Raw genomic sequence first — 15,826 nt, 5'->3', positions numbered from 1 at the left:
TCCGATCTCCGCTCCGCCTACGGCTCTACGGAGATCGGAACCGCGGCCGCACCCTCACGCCTCAGGGGTCAAAGTTGGACGCCGATCCGGGGTCAGTTTTGCAGGCCGTTTGACAATCGAGAAAGCCAATCACCTCAGCGATGCGTCCCAACGCGTCGAGGCGCACGACATCGGTGCCGAAGGCGACTGATGGGCCGTGCTCCGGTTCAAGCGTCCAGGAGAAGCGCACGAAGGGTCCGTGCCCGTCGGGTGTCCCGCTAAGGCAGAAGGCGAGAGCCGGCAATTGCTCCCGCGCCGATGTCACCATGGCGGCCAGAGCATCGCGGCCCTCAGCCTCCATCAGCGGATCACGATAGCGGGCCTGCGGATGCCACGCTTCGAGACGTTGCCGTCGCTCGGTTGGGTCGGGCACGTTCCAAAGGGTGAGATAGTCGTTGGCGATATCGCGGGCCGTGCGCATCGTGGTCTCCTGTAGGTTGAAGCCCAGAGCATGACGAGGCTAGCGCCGCCCGGCGATTACCTCCGAGGTCATGGGCGGATGGCGAACCTCATGCAATAACGCTTTGATGACGACGACGCTTGCGAACGACACGGTGGGAGACGTCCTGCGCGACTGGCGCAGCAGGCGTCGCTTCAGTCAGCTCGATCTTGCCTTGTACGCCGACATCTCTGCGCGTCATCTCAGCTTCGTCGAGAGTGGTCGCTCGCGGCCGAGCCGCGACATGCTCCTGCGCCTGGCCGAGCGACTCGAGCTGCCGCTCCGCGAGCGCAACCGTCTCCTCCTCGCGGGTGGCTTCGCCCCGGTCTTTGCTGAGCGAGCGCTCGACCAAGCGGACATGGCCGTCGCTATGGAAGCTGTGCGCGCCGTGCTTCGCGCCTTCGAGCCGTTTCCGGCGCTCGCGGTCGATCGACACTGGCGTCTCGTGGCCGCCAACGAGGGCCTTCCGCCACTCCTTCGAGGCGTTGCGCCGCGCCTGCTCGAGGCTGGGGTCGACGTCCTGACCCTGTCGCTGTCGCCAGACGGGCTCGCACCCTTCATCCTCAACCTTGCCGAATGGCGGCATCACGTTCTGGAGCGCCTGCGTCGGGACGTCGCCGCGTCAGGCGATCCGGAGCTGGCCCGCCTCCACGAGACGCTGCGGGCGCTACCCGGCCTCAGCAACCGATCAGAAGCGTCATCCGCGGTGATGCCGGCCGCCTCGATCGCGGTGCCCTTGATCCTAAGGCACCCGTCAACCGGTCAACGACTGTCATTTCTATCGACAAGTACCGTCTTCGGCACGGCAGCCGACGTGACGCTTGCTGAACTGACGCTGGAGGGCTTCCTCCCGGCCGACGAGGCGACCCGTAAAGCGCTTGCAATGCCTCAGGACCCTTTGCAGCCTTCTAAAGACACGTTGCGCAGTCCAATAGCGGACACGTTTCATGCCTCTTGAAAGTTGTTGCGCATAGTGATCCTCAAGAAGCCGCGACGTCAAAAGGGCTGTGTATGCCGTCCTTGCCTACATTTCATACTGCTCGCCTCATGTTGAAACAGCGAACGCTAGACGACCTTCAGGCGTGTCTAGTGATGGATCGCGACCCCGACGTAACGAGGTTCATTCCAGGACCCTGGGCCGATCCCATACGGCACGAGGCGTTCGTCAGGGAACGGATCACTGCCAACTTTGGCCGGGGGTTTGGCTACTGGTCCGTGTTCTCGCAAGAGAACCCAGATCGCTTCTTGGGATGGATACTGTTGATCCCACGCGACGGTGCCGGACCAGAGATCGAAATCGGCTGGCGGTTCAAGCGAGACGTGTGGGGAAAGGGCTTCGCGACAGAAGCTGCCAAGCCCGTGCTGGAATATGCGCTTGAAACGCTGGACCTCGATCGCATCGTAGCTGACATCGATCCAGACAACTCCGGATCGATCCGGGTCGCTTTGAAAATCGGTATGGCGGATGAGGGCCTACACGAGCATGATGGCGCTCCTTGGCGCTCATTCGTGATGCAACGACGGACATTGTAGGCCCATCGTTGCGTCCACTTCGTTTTCATATCTGCTCAAAGCCGCCGACACGTTTTTACCCGGCTGAGCCGATCGTTCAAAGGAAGCCGACACATGGTAGCAGTACATCCGCAATCGACCCAACCCGGTCGACCAAGCTGCCGTTTAGGCTTCTCTAAAGCGGTCGCTCGCCGCGCCTCTGCCGACTTCAGATCGGGGTGGCAAGCGATCTCTCTCCCGGCGGCGTCACAAATCCTAGGCAGAGGCCGACGGCTGCATGAACTCGATCGTCGCGCCGTCCGGGCCAACAGCGTAGATCACGCGCGTTCCAGCGCGCGCACCGCTTGCGATCGGCTGCGGAATGCCCTGCGCCTTCCAGCCGTAGGCGGCGATCCGCACCAGCAGCGCGTCGATGTCATCGACCACGAGGGCCAAATGCGCAAAGCCGGGGTCGAACGGCTTGGCCGGCACGGCTGGCCGAGCCAGCCCCCGATATTCCAGTAGTTCGATTGTCAGATCCGCCAGCGAGACGATCGCCATGCGAACCTGTGCCCCATGCGCTCCTGTGACCTGACCAAGGAACTCACCCCCCATCTCGCCGGTCCGCACAAGCTGCGCGCCGAGCCCGTCGACCCAGAACCGAAGAGCCTCGTCTAGGGAAGCGACCGAGAAGCCGACATGATCGGCGCGACGCACGTGGATGCTCGTGTGTTCAGTCATGAGGACATCCTACCGCCGAAGGGCTCACTCGTCTGCAATTTGTCGTGGCCGATCTCCGACCCCAACCCCTTCGGTACATTTGCGATTTGGAAGCGGACAGTCCGCGAACCACTCGATCAAACCATGGAGCGCCGAAGAAGCCGACGCCGGGAAGCAGTCCATCCGCATTCGACCCCCTTTCGGACCGCCGAACGACTGGACAGCGCGACGAGAAGCAGACGTTCTCGAAGGCCCTCGGGTTGCCGCCCTACCGAAGGTCGTGCAGATCCTTCCCAAGATGGTTCGTCAGTGTCCAATCTGAGAAATGCACTGCCAAACCCGCCCGCTCCGGCGTGCAGCACATTGGACCGACTTGGTAGCTGACGCCTTCCGGGAATGGACAAAGCCGCACGAGGGGCCAAAGCCTTCCATCGGTCGAGGCTTGCAAGCGCAGGACACCGCGGGCCAGAGACACGCGCATCCAGAAGTCCATGGGGTCGCCGTCGAAGCGTCCCGTTGCCCAGTCGGACCGCTCGTTGGTCAGGACGCTGCCGAGGAGGGCACGTCCGTCCGAGAATTCTAACCCGGCCTTGATCCAGTGCCGCTCGTCGAGCCGGACCATAATTCCGGCCTGGTCGTAAAGGCTTTCGAACTTCGCCCGGATGCGCAGTTGAGCGGTGAAGCCGTCGCCTGTCTCCAGTCCCAAGAAGTGGCCGCTGTCGCGCGTGAAGCCGTAATGCGTCTCGCGCCAGAAGTCGGTCCGCTCGTCGGTCACCATCTGGAGGCTGTCGGGGCCAAGCTCAGCCTGTTTTGGTTCGTTCAGCCATACACCTGTTCTGAGATCCGTCATCGACCCTCGTCCTTCGATTGGATCCTAGTGCCGGCGCACCAACCCGGCGACCTCTAGCCCAGTCTCGATGTCTGAACCGGATCGACGCACCGGAGCACGGTCCATCGAACGCTGCAATGCAGGCCCGGCTACTTACCCTGGCTCCACCCCCAAAGCTGTCCGACCGCTTTCCACCGACCCCGCCGTTTGATCTGCAGGGGACTCTGGCCCGCTGATTCCCCGACGCATGGTTCGGCGTGTCCTTGCGATCCAACGCCGTCGTGCTACTTCTATCGCATGCAAGATGATCGCCCTTCACAATCTGCGCTGCGGCAGAAGCTCATTCGGGCCAACCGGCATCAGGATCAGCGCGATCTGAAGTGCGATGCCTGCCTGATGCCTCTCGACACGTCAGCGATCATCAGCCTCGCAGAAGGCTTCGAAATCGACCTTTGCCCTGAGTGCCTCCAAGTGGCGCAGGAGAAGCTTCAGCAGCTGCACAAACCGGCAACCTAACCCCCCATTTGATCTAGAGGGGACTCTGATCAGCCGAGCCGGCAGCTATCGACCCAAGTTTGCCGTTCATGGCACCGTTGGTTGACCCCAAGAGCGGACGATACGACGAATCGTCCGCTCGGGTTGATCACGCCTTCACGACGATTTTGCCTTTCGGGCGGCCATTCTCCGACAGGTCCAACGCGTCGGTGACGTTCTCCATCGGCAGCACCGTCGCCACTCGCGCCCGGATCTGGCCCGCTTCGACCAGCTCTCCGATGAAGGCGAGTTGCGCGCCGTTCGGCTTGCACTGCACCCGTGCGACCTTCGGGCCCCGCTGACGATCGGCATCGCTGGGGAAGGCCACTGCCGTCACGAGAAAGCCTGTGGGCGTGAGCACGGCGAACGCACGCAAGAATGTGTCTCCGCCCACCGTGTCGAACACGACATCCATGTCGCCGACGACCGCCTCGAACGGCTGCGCCGCGTGGTCGACGAAGGCGTCGACGCCGAGGCTGCGGACATATGCCTCGTTCGCGCCCGAGGCCATGGCGGTGACATGCACACCCTTGGCCTTCGCGATCTGCACCGCCAACGAGCCGACGCCGCCCGAACCGTTCGTGACCAGAAGCCGCTGGCCGGGCTTAAGGGCTGCGACGTCGAAGAGAGCCTGCCACGCCGTCAACGCACCCAAGGGGACGGCAGCCGCCTGGACGAAGTCGAGGTTGACGGGCTTCGGGGCCAGGTCCACGGCTTTTGCGATCGCAGACTCAGCGAATCCGCCTGCCTCGATGATGCCGAAGACCGCATCACCCACCTGGAACCCGTCGACGCCGCTGCCGAAGGCTTCAACCGTGCCGGCAATCTCGCCGCCGAGATGGAAAGGCAGGGTCAGCCCCATGCGGGCTCCAGCGCCGTTCCGGATCTTCCAGTCCACCGGGTTCACCCCAGCCGCCTCGACGCGCACGAGAACCTCGCCGGCCCCCGGTGTCGGACGCTCGACCTCCTGGAGCCGCACCACCTCGTTGCCGCCATAGGCGTTGATGACCACTGCCTTCATTGTCTTGCTCCTGTTGCGACCGGCCCTGGCCCGTCGATGTGCGAGGTGATACAGGAGAGTTTCAGCGATGAGCCGCCAATCGCCATCGCGGAAAGGCCAAATTGGAGACGCCGCAGCCCTTCGCCCTATCCCGCGGCGTGAAGCTTCGCGGCGCAGGGTTCCCCATGCACGTTCACGAGGACGCACAGCTCACTTTCGTGATGTCGGGCGTCGTACAGGTCGTGACGAACGAGGGGCGATGGTTCGTGCCGCCGCAACTGGCGGTCTGGATCCCGCCGGGCTTGCTGCACACGGTGGAGGTGCTGACCGACGCCGAACTCTGGCTGGTTCACTGGCAACCGTCTGTAACGCGTGCCTGGTCACCGCCGGGTCTTCCCGCCCGTGCCTTCGCCCTGCCCGTCACGCCGTTGCTCGGGAGCCTGCTCACCACCGCCTTCGCCGCAGGGACATCGGCCGTGAAGGCGGAACTGGTCGTGAAGCTAATGCTGCACGAACTCGTCGAGGCGCCCGACGCCCCGACGTTCCTGCCGCTTCCCTCGAGTCCTGCAGGCAAGCGCGTGGTTGAGATCGCGCTGGGTGATCCGCAGAACAGGCTGAGCGCGTCGGAAACGGCATCGCGGGCCGCGACCTCGCTCCGCTCGATGAGCCGACTCTTCCCAGTCGAGACCGGACTGACGTTCAAGGCGTGGCGCCAGCGAGCCCGTATTGTGCAGGCGATGGACCGTCTCGCCCATGGCCAGCCGATCGCCCAGGTCACGGCCGCCACCGGCTTCGCAAGCACGGCGGCGTTCTCGTGCGCCTTCCGGCAGGTCACGGGGACGACCCCCACCGCCTTCGCCGAGCATCGGGCCCCTGCCTTCGGATAGCGTCAGGCCACCGTGTGCGCCGTGATGGTGTAGCCGAACGGATCGCGGAACGCGAAGTAGCGGCCGAACGGTCCATCCTTTGGGGGAAACTCGATGGCGACGCCCTTCTCGACGAGATGATCGTGCAGGGCGTCGGCATCGTCACAGCCGAACCAGAGCGCGATGCCCCAGCCCAGCTTCGCGGGATCACCCAGATCGATCACGGGCGTCCGCACGGCGAACGGAATGGGCTGTGTGTCGAAGACGACGGCTCCGGGCGGACTGCGGTCGGCGACCGTGAGCCCGACGACATTCGAGTAGAACGCGCGGGCGGCTTCGAGGTCGGGCACTTGGATACCGATGAAGTCGGGTCCGGTCAGGTGGGGCATCGTGGCTTCCCTCTCACTCGCTGGATTGCTATTGTAAGGACACTGATAAATATAAGGACACTGACATGTCAAGCGAGAACGCGGACGCCGTGATGGCCGACCCCTACGGAACGATTGGGTTCGCGCTGAAGCAGGCTCAACAGGCCTTGCGGGCACATCTCGATACCGGACTGCGGGAGATCGGGCTGACGATGCCCCAGTATGCAGTCCTCGCCTTCCTGAACGCGAAACCTGGCGCATCGAACGCTGCTCTCGCGCGTCGCGCCTTCGTCACCCCCCAAACGATGCAGGCGATCCTTGTTACGCTGGAGCGGTCGGGCCATGTCACGCGCACGCCCCATCCCGAACACGGTCGGGTCCAGACGACCGAATTGACGGCGGCAGGTGCGAAGGTCCTCGCAGCGGCCACGGGCATCGTGGCCGATGCAGAGGTGCGCCTACGAAGCGCGGCGGCGCCGTTGGAGCCCAAGGTGGTGGCGGCCATGCTGCTGCGAGTTGCTGAAGCGCTTCGCTGAGGGTTGACCATCAACCCCATAGTTCAGAACGTCCGCTCCCCATGCGAGGGCAACCTGAAGCAGACCGTCTGCAAACCACCCGATTGCGTCGTAGAAGGGTACGTTGCGACGACCGGAACCCGCGTCCTGGTCATGGTCACGTTGCGTGCACCGTGCGAGCAACACCGCCCGGCCGTTCGGCTCGATACCGGGAGGCGGGGAAACCCGTCAGGATAGGTCGACGACCGACCGCTCCGCCAAGGCCCTGGAAAGATCCTCGACCTCTGCGCGCCTCCGCTCGACGATCGACCTCGCCTCCCGGTGGCACCGCTCGAGCACACGCTCGACGCGATCCCTGAGCGCCGGGTTGCCGCTGGCGGCGGCAACGGCTTTCGAGAGTGCGCCCGCGGGAACGGAGTGGAGGCCTTCCCCGAGGCCCAGCGAGAACTCCATCGACTCGGCGAGCCGCGTTGCCCGCACGAGGTCGGCCTCGGGAGTGCCGCCGGAGCCGCTGCCGCGGGAACCGAGCAGCACCTCCTCCGCGGCCATGCCGGCCAACAGCACCGACACCTGCGCCTCCACGGTCTCGCGTGCGTGGTCGTGTCCCTCGACCACGCGGAAGTCCGTGCGGTTCGCGTCGGCATGCCGGATGCGGCGGAGTACGGCGACCCTCGTCGGCGTCAGCCCTGAGACCGCGGCGAGCTCCAGCCCGGCGACGGCGTGCCCCGCCTCGTGGACACACAGGCGGCGGAAGGCGGCGTCCGACAGCAGCGTCCCCTCGGGGAGGGCATTCCAAAGGTCGGCGGCAACCAGGGCACGCCCCTCCCGTCGGGCGAAGCCGCGTGCCTCGCGGACGACCTGCGCCAACGTTGCGCCCGAGGCCTCGCCGATTTCCTCCGCGAGGGCCAGGAGGTCGATACCTAGCAGGTCATCCCGCAGGTGGTGGCGCAGGATCTCGGCCCGCCCGTTTCGGTCGGGAAGCGCGGCCTCGATCAGGCGGCCGAGCCGTCCCGGTCGCAGGACTGCCGCATCGATCGCGTCCCTGTTGTTGGTGGCGCCGACCACGACGACCCCGTGGCGCGCCGTCGAACCGTCCAGGCACTCGAGGAGACCGTTGACGACCTGGCGTTGGTAGGAGGCATGGTCGCCGAGCTGCTCGTCGCGGCTTCCGACGGAGTCGAGCTCGTCCAGGAACAGGATGGACGGCGCAGTCTTCCTCGCCTCCTCGAACGCCGAGCGCATGGCCTTGAGGAGGTCTCCCAAGTGGCCGCGGGACTGCCAGGAGGCGAAGGAGTGGGCGTGGAGCGGCACCCCGCAGGAGCCCGCCAGCGCACGGGCGAACAGAGTCTTGCCCGTTCCTGGCCGCCCGTGCAGGAGGACGCCCGCCTCGACGTCGGCCCAAGGCAGCGTGCCCGCGCGGTACCGGGCGAGGTCGTCCACAAGGGCTTGCCCCCAGCTCCGCGCGTCGCCCATGCCCGGCAGGTCATCCAAGCGTTCAGGCCTTGCATCCCCGGACAGAGCGGCTTTCTGGTCCGTCCTTGCGGCTCCCCCTTCCTTCTCCTTTTTCGGGTTCCGCTTCCCGTCCTCCTCCACGAAGGAATGACGCCCGAGGCGACCGGCAACCGACCACATCCGGTGGCGGGACATGCCGGGCCGCAGGAGGAGGTTTAGGTACGCCAGCGGCAGGCGCGCGAGCCGGGTCATGAGCGCGTCGTCGGGGACGAACCCCGCGAAGTCGGCGACGAAATGCCCGATCGCCTCTTCGCGCTTGGCAAGCGGGAGCATCGCGTCGGCCACCGCCGAAACGACCGGGGGCACCGCCGACCTTGCCCGGCAGAGGACGACCATAGGCCGGGTGCTGGTGCTCGCCTCGAGCAGAAGCCGCTCGACATGGTTCGGGCGTAGGCTCTTCGGATCCGTCCAGTCCCGAACCATCGCGTCGAGCGCGAACGAGTCGTCCGGCGTTCCCCCGATGAGGTCCTGGGCAGCTTGGTGGACGGTCACCGCGTCCGCCGGGCGGACGCCGTGGATGACGACGACGCACGCCGCGCCTTCGAGGAGACGCGTGAAGCCCGCAATCTCGACGGTTTCGCGAAGGAGGTGGTCCGCGATCCGCGCGGAGGGAACTAGGCGGCTTGCGAGCGATCCCGCGTCGGGATCGAGGCGGAGACGGCGGTTCACGACGACGTCCTCCCTAAGGGCGACAGCGGCGCCGATCGGCGAGACCCTTCGCCGATGACCGTACGGGCTCGAGCTCGCCCAGTATCTCGGTTGGCGGCAGGGGCATGGCTGGCCTCGGGACGGGGTTCGACCGGCCGAGGGTCGATGGCAGAAATGGTAGGCATTCGAATGGCCCTGGATGCGGCCGCCGTTTCGACGGCCTCGGACTGACGGTTCGCGAAGGGTCAGTCAAAGGGACTTATGGGTCGGCCGGGCCTGGCCGCGGACGGGCATGTCACGCACGTGGCGGCGTGCGGCCATGCATGCCTAGCCGTCCGTCCGCCGAGACGGGCGCTAGCCGGCCATGGGTCATTGCGGGAGGTTCCACGTCGGTGCCGCACGCTCACTCGAGCTCCGGAAGGTGGCGAGAAACCTTCAGCCGGAACTCGTCGGCGAACGCGTCGATGCGGTCCCTCGTCAACCCCATCTCGCTGATCGGCCACGGAAGGCGCCGCAGGGGGCCGAGGCGAGACGAGCCGAACGCCGCCCAGGCCGCCGCCTGCCACACGAGTTCCGTACCGTCCCCCTCGAGGTGCCAGTCCTGCACGTAGGCCAGGAGGGCCGCCTCGCCCGCGACCGCCAGCGCCGCTTCCGCGTCGCCGAGCAGGGCGGCGTAGATGACGCAGCGCAGGCGCAACGTCCCGTCGGGGTCCGACGGCGGCGCGATGCGGCATGCCCGCAAGGCCGCGAGGACCGCAACCCCGTCGACCCCGCCGCCCGGCGCGGCACGCCGGGCGGCGTCCGACAGGGCGCGGAGGGATGCGGCGGCTTCGCGGTCCACCGAGCCATCGGGCACGGAGCCCACGAATTCTTGGATGTCGGTCCGGATGTCGCCGCCCAGCGGGGGATGCCCGTGCAGGAGCTGGTCGGCGGAGGGGAGGACCGAACCGGACGCGGCCGCCCCGCGCCGCTCCCCGTCCGCCGCGCGGGCAGCCGCGCGGTCGCGGCGGGCCTGCGCCATGCCGAGGATCTCTTCGAGGGCGGTCGGTACGGAGGGCACGTCGCGAACTCCCGTCTCGGCGCGGCAGGGCCGCCGGCCCGGTGGCGGCCCGCGAATCACCCTGGCATGGGCCGGCCGCGATTCCTTACGACAGCGCAGGTTTTGGTGCAACCAAATACCCTGTTGGGATACCCGAGTGCACTATCAGCGTAATTGTTGACATGAGCGTCCCGTGAGCGAATCTCCGCCGCGATGCCCGTCGATCCCAACCTCCTGCGAGCCGCCCGACTGCTGGCCGACCTGTCCCTCGAGGACCTTGCCGAAAAGGCCAAGGTCGCCCGCCGCTCGCTGCTGAACATGGAGGCGGGAAAGGGGGACTGCATGCTGTCGACGATGGAGAACGTGAAGCAGGCACTGGAGGCCGCGGGCGTCGTCTTCATCGGGGAGACCGAGTTCCACGGCCCCGGCCTACGCGTCACGCGGGACGTCGCGGCGGGCTGGACGCGGACGCGCTCGGCGCAGGCGCGGAGCCGCAAGAAGAAGAAGGTCGAGGCGCCCGGCTGAGGCTCGGCCGCACGCCGTCGCGAACGGACCTCCCGGCGGTTTTCCGACGACCTCGACACCGGACGCATCCGCGACCGGGGCGGGCGTGCCCGCCCACGGGCCGGAACTGCTGCGGAAACGTCTCCGTCGGTCCGCTGGCCGTCCCGGTCGCCGATGCGCGGAACCCTCGCGGGCTGCGGCGACGGGCCGCCGCCACCTCTTCCGCCGGCTCCCGCCATGGTCGCGTGTGAATCCTTGCGGGTCGTACCCGATCTGCTGCCCCGACAGCCGCTGCGGGTGACGATCGAAGGGATCCGGGACTGCGGAATCCTGCTGGCCGCCGAGCAATGGGGCGTCCATTTTTTCGGACTCGAGCGGCTCTGAGCCGGGTTCCGGCGCCCGTGGCCGTGTCGCTGGGACGTCGGAAACGGAAGGCGGGGTCGGATTGCAAGCCGTCGCTTGAGGGCTCTCAAAGCCCGACCTGCGGTCGGGTCCAGGTGCCTTGTTCTGAGTGGGGATTGGTAAGGGGCGGCTACGGCGCTTTGAGGGGCGCGCCGCCCCCTACCAATCCACTCCTGCCCTACGTTCGGTAAAAGTCGGTAACCTCGAAAAAGAGCACCAGATTCCTAATCTGGGGGTCGTAGGTTCGAATCCTACTGGGATCACCATCTCCTTTCAGCGGATCGATCGGACGGGGAGGACGCCGGATGGTTTCCCAGGTTCGTGCGGTGCCCGAACGAGGCCGGCCGACCGAATGTGTCATGCGGTGATCCACACCGACGGCTCCTGCGCCGGCCGTTCGGCTCTCGGCGGCTGGGCCGCGGTGATCCGGCTGATCCGGGACGACGGCAGCATGGCCGAGCCGGTCGTCCTGTCCGGCAGCGTCCCGCAGACCACGAACAACCGGATGGAGATGACGGCCGCAATCGAGGCGCTGAAGGCTTTCCCGCAAGGGACGGCGACGATCGTCACCGACAGCCAGTATTTGATCCGCGGCATCACCGAATGGGTGCGCCCGTGGAAGTCGCGGGGCTGGAAGAACTTCGAAGGGCGCAAGGTGCCCAACCGAGACCTCTGGCAGGACCTCGACGCCCTGATTGCCGGGCGCGAGATCGCGTGGACGTGGGTGAAGGCTCATGTGGGTCATGCGGAAAACGACGAAGTGGATGCCCTGGCGCGGCGGGCCGTGATGGCGCATGAGAGGCTTGAGTCCGTTGGGCGACGATCGAGGTGAAGCATGAGGACGAACGGAGGCCGGACCTTGGCGGCTCGGTCGGGGCGAACATTTCCATGAAAGCCAACGCAGCCCCGAGACTGCGCAAGGGCTCGCGTGTGATGGGCGGGCCGATGGACTTTCTCGTCTCGGTCGATACCCGGATCGACGGGAACATCGTCCTGCCACCTGACCGCTATCGCGGGACGGTCGCCTGGAAGGAGACGGCGACGCGTTCCGGCGTCGAGCGGTCGAAGAAGCGCTACAAGATCGAGCTGCCGGCGGCCGATGTCGTGCGCTGGGGCGGCGATCCGGTAACAGGCGGTGCGACATGCCTCATCGACATCAGCGCCGAGGTCGCAGCCGGAGAAATCCAGACGCTCTGACCGGCAGCGGGGCGCGCCGGCGCGATGCGCGGGATCACCGTTCGGCCCCCGTCATTCCGCGAGGCGTGCCGCTTGGCTGGCGCCGAAGGCTAACCTTCATCCGTTCCGCCGGACCGTGATCTCGGATCTATCGTTTCGGATGAGCGCATGTCCGCGATCGCTCGCAGCATCTGCGAGCTATGCGCAGGCTCTTCCGCGGGTCTTGGCGCTTTGGCAGATCTAGGATCTTTGCAACGACGCGAACGGTCGAATGGCGGAGGGAGGAGGATTCTAACCCTTGACCCGAAAAAACCTACCAAAATCAATACTCTGGTCGATAGCATTTCTGAAAGGTTTCTAGCATTGGAACATACGGGGGAACAAGAGGGGGGTGAGCGGAGTGCGGCTCTCTGGGGCACCAACGTAATGGACACGTCGCGCGCTAACCCATGTGTGGTACGCATCAGGCCAGAGCCGCGTTCCAAACTGACCCATGGGTCAAGATACTGCGCGTATGGATCGCCATAAGCACAATGCCTTCGGTCGGCTGGAGATTGCGGACATGGGAATGCGTCGTCGTCGAAGCGAAGGTGGGTAGCTCCGAGTTTGGATGGAGAGCTTTTCCGGTCCTCTCTTCTTGTCGGCAACGGCGCGCCGTCGCGGGCTTTTTCGCTCGCAGTTGGGGACTTGGCTCCGGACGTTTCGGACTGAAAGTCATGGGTCGTGACGTAACCGGTCTTAATGCATGCGGTCATCGCGGCGCCTCTGGCTTGCGTTGCGCACGATGATGAGGTCGGGATGTTGGTGGTGGAACTGCCGAACGCTGAACGGATGTGGTTTCCGCCGTCGACGCCGCCAGCACTTACGTTGATCGCCCTTCCATGTCACCATCGAAGGGCGAAGACCGCCGTTTGGCTGCCTTCATCACTCCGATCGCGGCTCGCAACATGCGGCCGGGTCCTACCGGCAGTTGCTCTTTGCCCGTCGCCTTCTCAGCTCGATGGGACGCCGCGGAAACCCGTATGACAACGCCAAGGCGGAAAGCTTCCCAAAGACACTGAAGGTCGAGGACGTCTACCCGATGGCCTTCGAGACCTTCGCCGACGTTGTCGAGCACCACCCTCGATTCCTTGATCAGATACACATTGGCCGAAGGTTCCGTTCACCCCTCAGCTGTTTCAGCCCGGTGCAATCCAAGGTCTAACACACTCCTCGGACGGTCAAACAAAACACCTGATCCTGTTCAGCCCGAAGGATCCGCTCCACTGGCTGGAGCATTTTTTCTCCAATTGGAGGTGGACGATCGGCGATTCGAAAAAACCGTTTTGCGATTCTTGAATGCTTCGTCGCGTTGTCAATTGTCGCTGCGATGATTCTCCCCGTCGCCTTAAATCTGTGTTTTGGCCCCGTTCCTGATTGCACGGATACGTGCAATGATCGTCATGTAACGATAGGAGACGTCACATGGCAGGGAATGACCGGGACGCGACCGGAAGAGTGCCTTCTCGGACGGAATCCACAGTCTTTGCTTATGTGAAGCGTATCGGTCATTTATGGGCTCAGGCGGAAAGCGAAACCGATCAGCCGCAAACACTCGTTTCTCTCATCAACTGGTTTTCGCGTTCTCATGGGCGCTGGGCACCGTCCACGATCCGCCAGTATCGAGCGGCGTTGCGCCTGCGTTTGGAACAGGAGGAGGCAGGGGGCACACCCGAACCCCAGGTCGAGGCACTTCGTACTCTACTGAGACAAGGGCCGGAGCCGGCGCCAAAACCTCGGCTCCGCCGTACGTCAGCAAAGAAGCGGAAGACGCTTCGCCTGACGGACCTTGAAAGGCTGCTGCGTCGCCTCCGCGAGGGGGCCACAGAAAACGCTCTTCTTGGCAATTTGATCGCCTGCAATTTGCACGTGGGTCTGCGACCCTGCGAATTCGAAGCCGTTCATCTCGAAGGCAATGCAGTCGTTGCGCGATGCGGAAAGGCAACGAACGGCCGGTCTGTTGGTACATATCGGCGGGCGAGCGTGCCCAAGTACAGGTTCGATGAGGTACCCTTTGCGCTGTCGTTTGAAGAAACGATCGGGTGGTTCAAACGGCTCTGCAAACAATCGAATGCCGTATTAGTCCTGAGCCGCCTCTCGTCTCGCCTAGCGCGCCACTGCCGCAAACTCAAAATTCGGCGGGTCTGTTTCTACACATTGAGGCACGTCTGTCTGGCATCGGCAAAGCAGGTGATGGACCAAGCCGGCGTTGCGGCTCTCGCAGGGCACGCATCGTCGCGAACCGCAGGCTTGCACTATGCTCGCAGCCGGTATGGCCTGTCGTCGGTGGTCGAGTGTGCAAAACCTGATGTGGAGATGGTCGCTGCGGTAAGGCTAACGCATCGAGATTGGCTTGAACCAGATGCCAGACAAACCGCGCCGGAGCCAATAGCAGCGCCTCTGGTTGCGGTAGACTATCCATATCCCCGACCTTAACGCTCGATTAGCGTTTCTCCTTTGCTCCTATTGAGCGAGAGCTTGGTCGTGCAGACCTATACCGCTTCCAGACGTTACTGTATCACGTGGCCGCTGGGAACTGCTGCTTGGAGGGGTCCAGAGAGCGTAACCAATGTAGCATGCGACGTCAGCTGGCGTTATGCGTTGGCCCTGGGCTTGTGGGTGAACCATAGTTTCAAGCGCTCGGTACTGGCCTGCCCCCGTTAGGTGGCCCGGTTCAAATCTAATGCATGGTGGGCTTGTCGGCGACGGTTGAGGTGGCCGGCGAAGCGGGTTGGTGTTGCGCAGCCGGCCATGGCGCGGCGGCAGGAGCCGGTGGACGGTAGCCAAGTGAGGAGTGCGGTCGCTTCGTGTTGTAATGCTGCCGCCAGCCCTCGATGACGATGCGGGCCTCGGCAAGGCTGTAGAAGATCTCGCCGTTCAACAGCTCGTCGCGAAGCTTGGAGTTGAAGCTTTCGCAATAGCCGTTCTCCCACGGACGACTAGGCTCGATGAACGCCGTCCTCGCCCCGACCGCCGTGATCCAGTCGCGAACCGCCTTGGCGATGAACTCCGGGCCGTTGTCGGAGCGGATGTGTCCCGGCACGCCGCGCAGGATGAAGAGGTCGGACAGAACGTCGATGACGTCCGAGGATCTCAACTTCCGGTCGATCCGGATGGCGAGGCATTCCCGAGTGAACTCGTCGACGACGTCGGCGCAAACGCGCAGCGTTTGTCGCTGAGCATGCGGAACTTGCGGCCGTTGTGCGTGCGATCCTCCACAAAGTCGTAGGCTCAGACGTGGTTGGGTCGCTCAGGCCGAAGCCGCACGCACGAGCCGTCGTTCAGCCAGAGCCGGCCGCGCTTGGGCTGCCTAACCGGCACCTTCAGACCTTCCTGCCGCCAAATGCGCTCCACTCGTTTCACGTTCACGAGCCAGCCAGCCTCGCGAAGCAAGGCCGTGATCCGACGCCTATCAGCGATTGCGAGCAATCGCTTGTCGGCCAAGGGGATAGCCATAGCGTCCATACTGCGCCGCCAACTCGATGATATCGGCCGTCAGCGCCGCATCGTCGGCTCGCCCTTTGGGCGCCTTGCGCTGTGTTGACCGGTGCTGCCCCAGGACCCGGCACGCCAAACGCTCCTTTACGCCATACTTCTTCATGACGTGCTCGATGCATCGGCGACGGCGGGAGGGGCTCACCAGTTTCCCGAGGCGGCCTCTTTGAGGATCAGCTTCTCCAACGTCAGATCCGACACTGCTTTGCG

General features: G+C 64.8%; 14 protein-coding genes and 1 pseudogene. 7 read left to right on the top strand and 8 right to left on the bottom strand.

Going from position 1 to position 15,826, the window contains the following annotated elements; genetic code table 11:
- Positions 1-61: 61 nt before the first annotated feature.
- The gene (locus ASF65_RS11980; RefSeq protein WP_055889429.1) at positions 62-460 is read right to left on the bottom strand and encodes a nuclear transport factor 2 family protein; all 399 of its coding nucleotides are present in this window, start codon (positions 458-460) and stop codon (positions 62-64) included.
- A 106-nt stretch (positions 461-566) separates the two neighbouring features.
- Here ASF65_RS11980 and ASF65_RS11975 point away from each other — a divergent pair, with 106 nt between their 5' ends.
- Complete coding sequence (locus tag ASF65_RS11975) at positions 567-1,436, top strand: helix-turn-helix transcriptional regulator (RefSeq protein WP_055889427.1); 870 nt, start codon at positions 567-569, stop codon at positions 1,434-1,436.
- A gap of 53 nt (positions 1,437-1,489) precedes the next feature.
- Positions 1,490-2,011, top strand: a complete 522-nt coding sequence (locus ASF65_RS11970) for a GNAT family N-acetyltransferase (RefSeq protein ID WP_055889424.1) — start codon at positions 1,490-1,492, stop codon at positions 2,009-2,011.
- A gap of 234 nt (positions 2,012-2,245) precedes the next feature.
- Here ASF65_RS11970 and ASF65_RS11965 read toward each other — a convergent pair whose 3' ends face one another.
- From ASF65_RS11965 to ASF65_RS11950, 3 genes are all read right to left on the bottom strand, one after another.
- On the bottom strand, positions 2,246-2,710 hold the full coding sequence (locus ASF65_RS11965) for a VOC family protein (protein ID WP_055889420.1): 465 nt from the start codon (positions 2,708-2,710) through the stop codon (positions 2,246-2,248).
- Between the two features lie 247 nt (positions 2,711-2,957).
- Positions 2,958-3,539, bottom strand: a complete 582-nt coding sequence (locus tag ASF65_RS11960) for a DUF1349 domain-containing protein (protein WP_055889417.1) — start codon at positions 3,537-3,539, stop codon at positions 2,958-2,960.
- A 622-nt stretch (positions 3,540-4,161) separates the two neighbouring features.
- Entirely contained in the window at positions 4,162-5,073 is a 912-nt protein-coding gene (locus ASF65_RS11950; RefSeq protein WP_055889412.1) for an NADP-dependent oxidoreductase, read from the bottom strand.
- A gap of 101 nt (positions 5,074-5,174) precedes the next feature.
- Here ASF65_RS11950 and ASF65_RS11945 point away from each other — a divergent pair, with 101 nt between their 5' ends.
- Positions 5,175-5,939: a helix-turn-helix transcriptional regulator gene (locus ASF65_RS11945; RefSeq protein WP_244486641.1), complete on the top strand. Its 765-nt coding sequence runs from the start codon at positions 5,175-5,177 to the stop codon at positions 5,937-5,939.
- Positions 5,940-5,941: 2 nt separating this feature from the next.
- Here the strand turns inward: ASF65_RS11945 and ASF65_RS11940 are convergent, their stop codons facing one another.
- On the bottom strand, positions 5,942-6,307 hold the full coding sequence (locus ASF65_RS11940) for a VOC family protein (protein WP_055889409.1): 366 nt from the start codon (positions 6,305-6,307) through the stop codon (positions 5,942-5,944).
- A gap of 92 nt (positions 6,308-6,399) precedes the next feature.
- On the opposite strand from ASF65_RS11940, the gene ASF65_RS11935 reads away from it, so the two are divergent.
- Entirely contained in the window at positions 6,400-6,822 is a 423-nt protein-coding gene (locus tag ASF65_RS11935; RefSeq protein ID WP_156369283.1) for a MarR family transcriptional regulator, read from the top strand.
- A 207-nt stretch (positions 6,823-7,029) separates the two neighbouring features.
- Here the strand turns inward: ASF65_RS11935 and ASF65_RS11930 are convergent, their stop codons facing one another.
- Complete coding sequence (locus ASF65_RS11930) at positions 7,030-8,982, bottom strand: AAA family ATPase (protein ID WP_055889405.1); 1,953 nt, start codon at positions 8,980-8,982, stop codon at positions 7,030-7,032.
- Between the two features lie 382 nt (positions 8,983-9,364).
- Positions 9,365-10,021: a hypothetical protein gene (locus ASF65_RS11925; protein WP_055889402.1), complete on the bottom strand. Its 657-nt coding sequence runs from the start codon at positions 10,019-10,021 to the stop codon at positions 9,365-9,367.
- Between the two features lie 192 nt (positions 10,022-10,213).
- Here ASF65_RS11925 and ASF65_RS11920 point away from each other — a divergent pair, with 192 nt between their 5' ends.
- The 3 genes from ASF65_RS11920 (at position 10,214) to ASF65_RS11910 (ending at position 12,103) form a co-directional block, all read left to right on the top strand.
- Positions 10,214-10,525: a helix-turn-helix transcriptional regulator gene (locus ASF65_RS11920; protein ID WP_055889399.1), complete on the top strand. Its 312-nt coding sequence runs from the start codon at positions 10,214-10,216 to the stop codon at positions 10,523-10,525.
- A 733-nt stretch (positions 10,526-11,258) separates the two neighbouring features.
- Entirely contained in the window at positions 11,259-11,738 is a 480-nt protein-coding gene (locus ASF65_RS11915; protein WP_055889397.1) for a ribonuclease H, read from the top strand.
- Positions 11,739-11,794: 56 nt separating this feature from the next.
- The gene (locus ASF65_RS11910; RefSeq protein WP_055889394.1) at positions 11,795-12,103 is read left to right on the top strand and encodes a hypothetical protein; all 309 of its coding nucleotides are present in this window, start codon (positions 11,795-11,797) and stop codon (positions 12,101-12,103) included.
- A 2,698-nt stretch (positions 12,104-14,801) separates the two neighbouring features.
- On the opposite strand, the pseudogene ASF65_RS11905 reads toward ASF65_RS11910, so the two are convergent.
- Positions 14,802-15,826 (bottom strand): annotated as a pseudogene (locus ASF65_RS11905) (IS3 family transposase); the annotation flags it as partial.

Origin of the sequence: Aureimonas sp. Leaf324 (assembly GCF_001423245.1) — a bacterium.
Taxonomy (GTDB): domain Bacteria; phylum Pseudomonadota; class Alphaproteobacteria; order Rhizobiales; family Rhizobiaceae; genus Aureimonas.
Note: the sequence above shows the minus strand (reverse complement) of the source record. Positions and strands in the feature narration are given on the sequence as shown.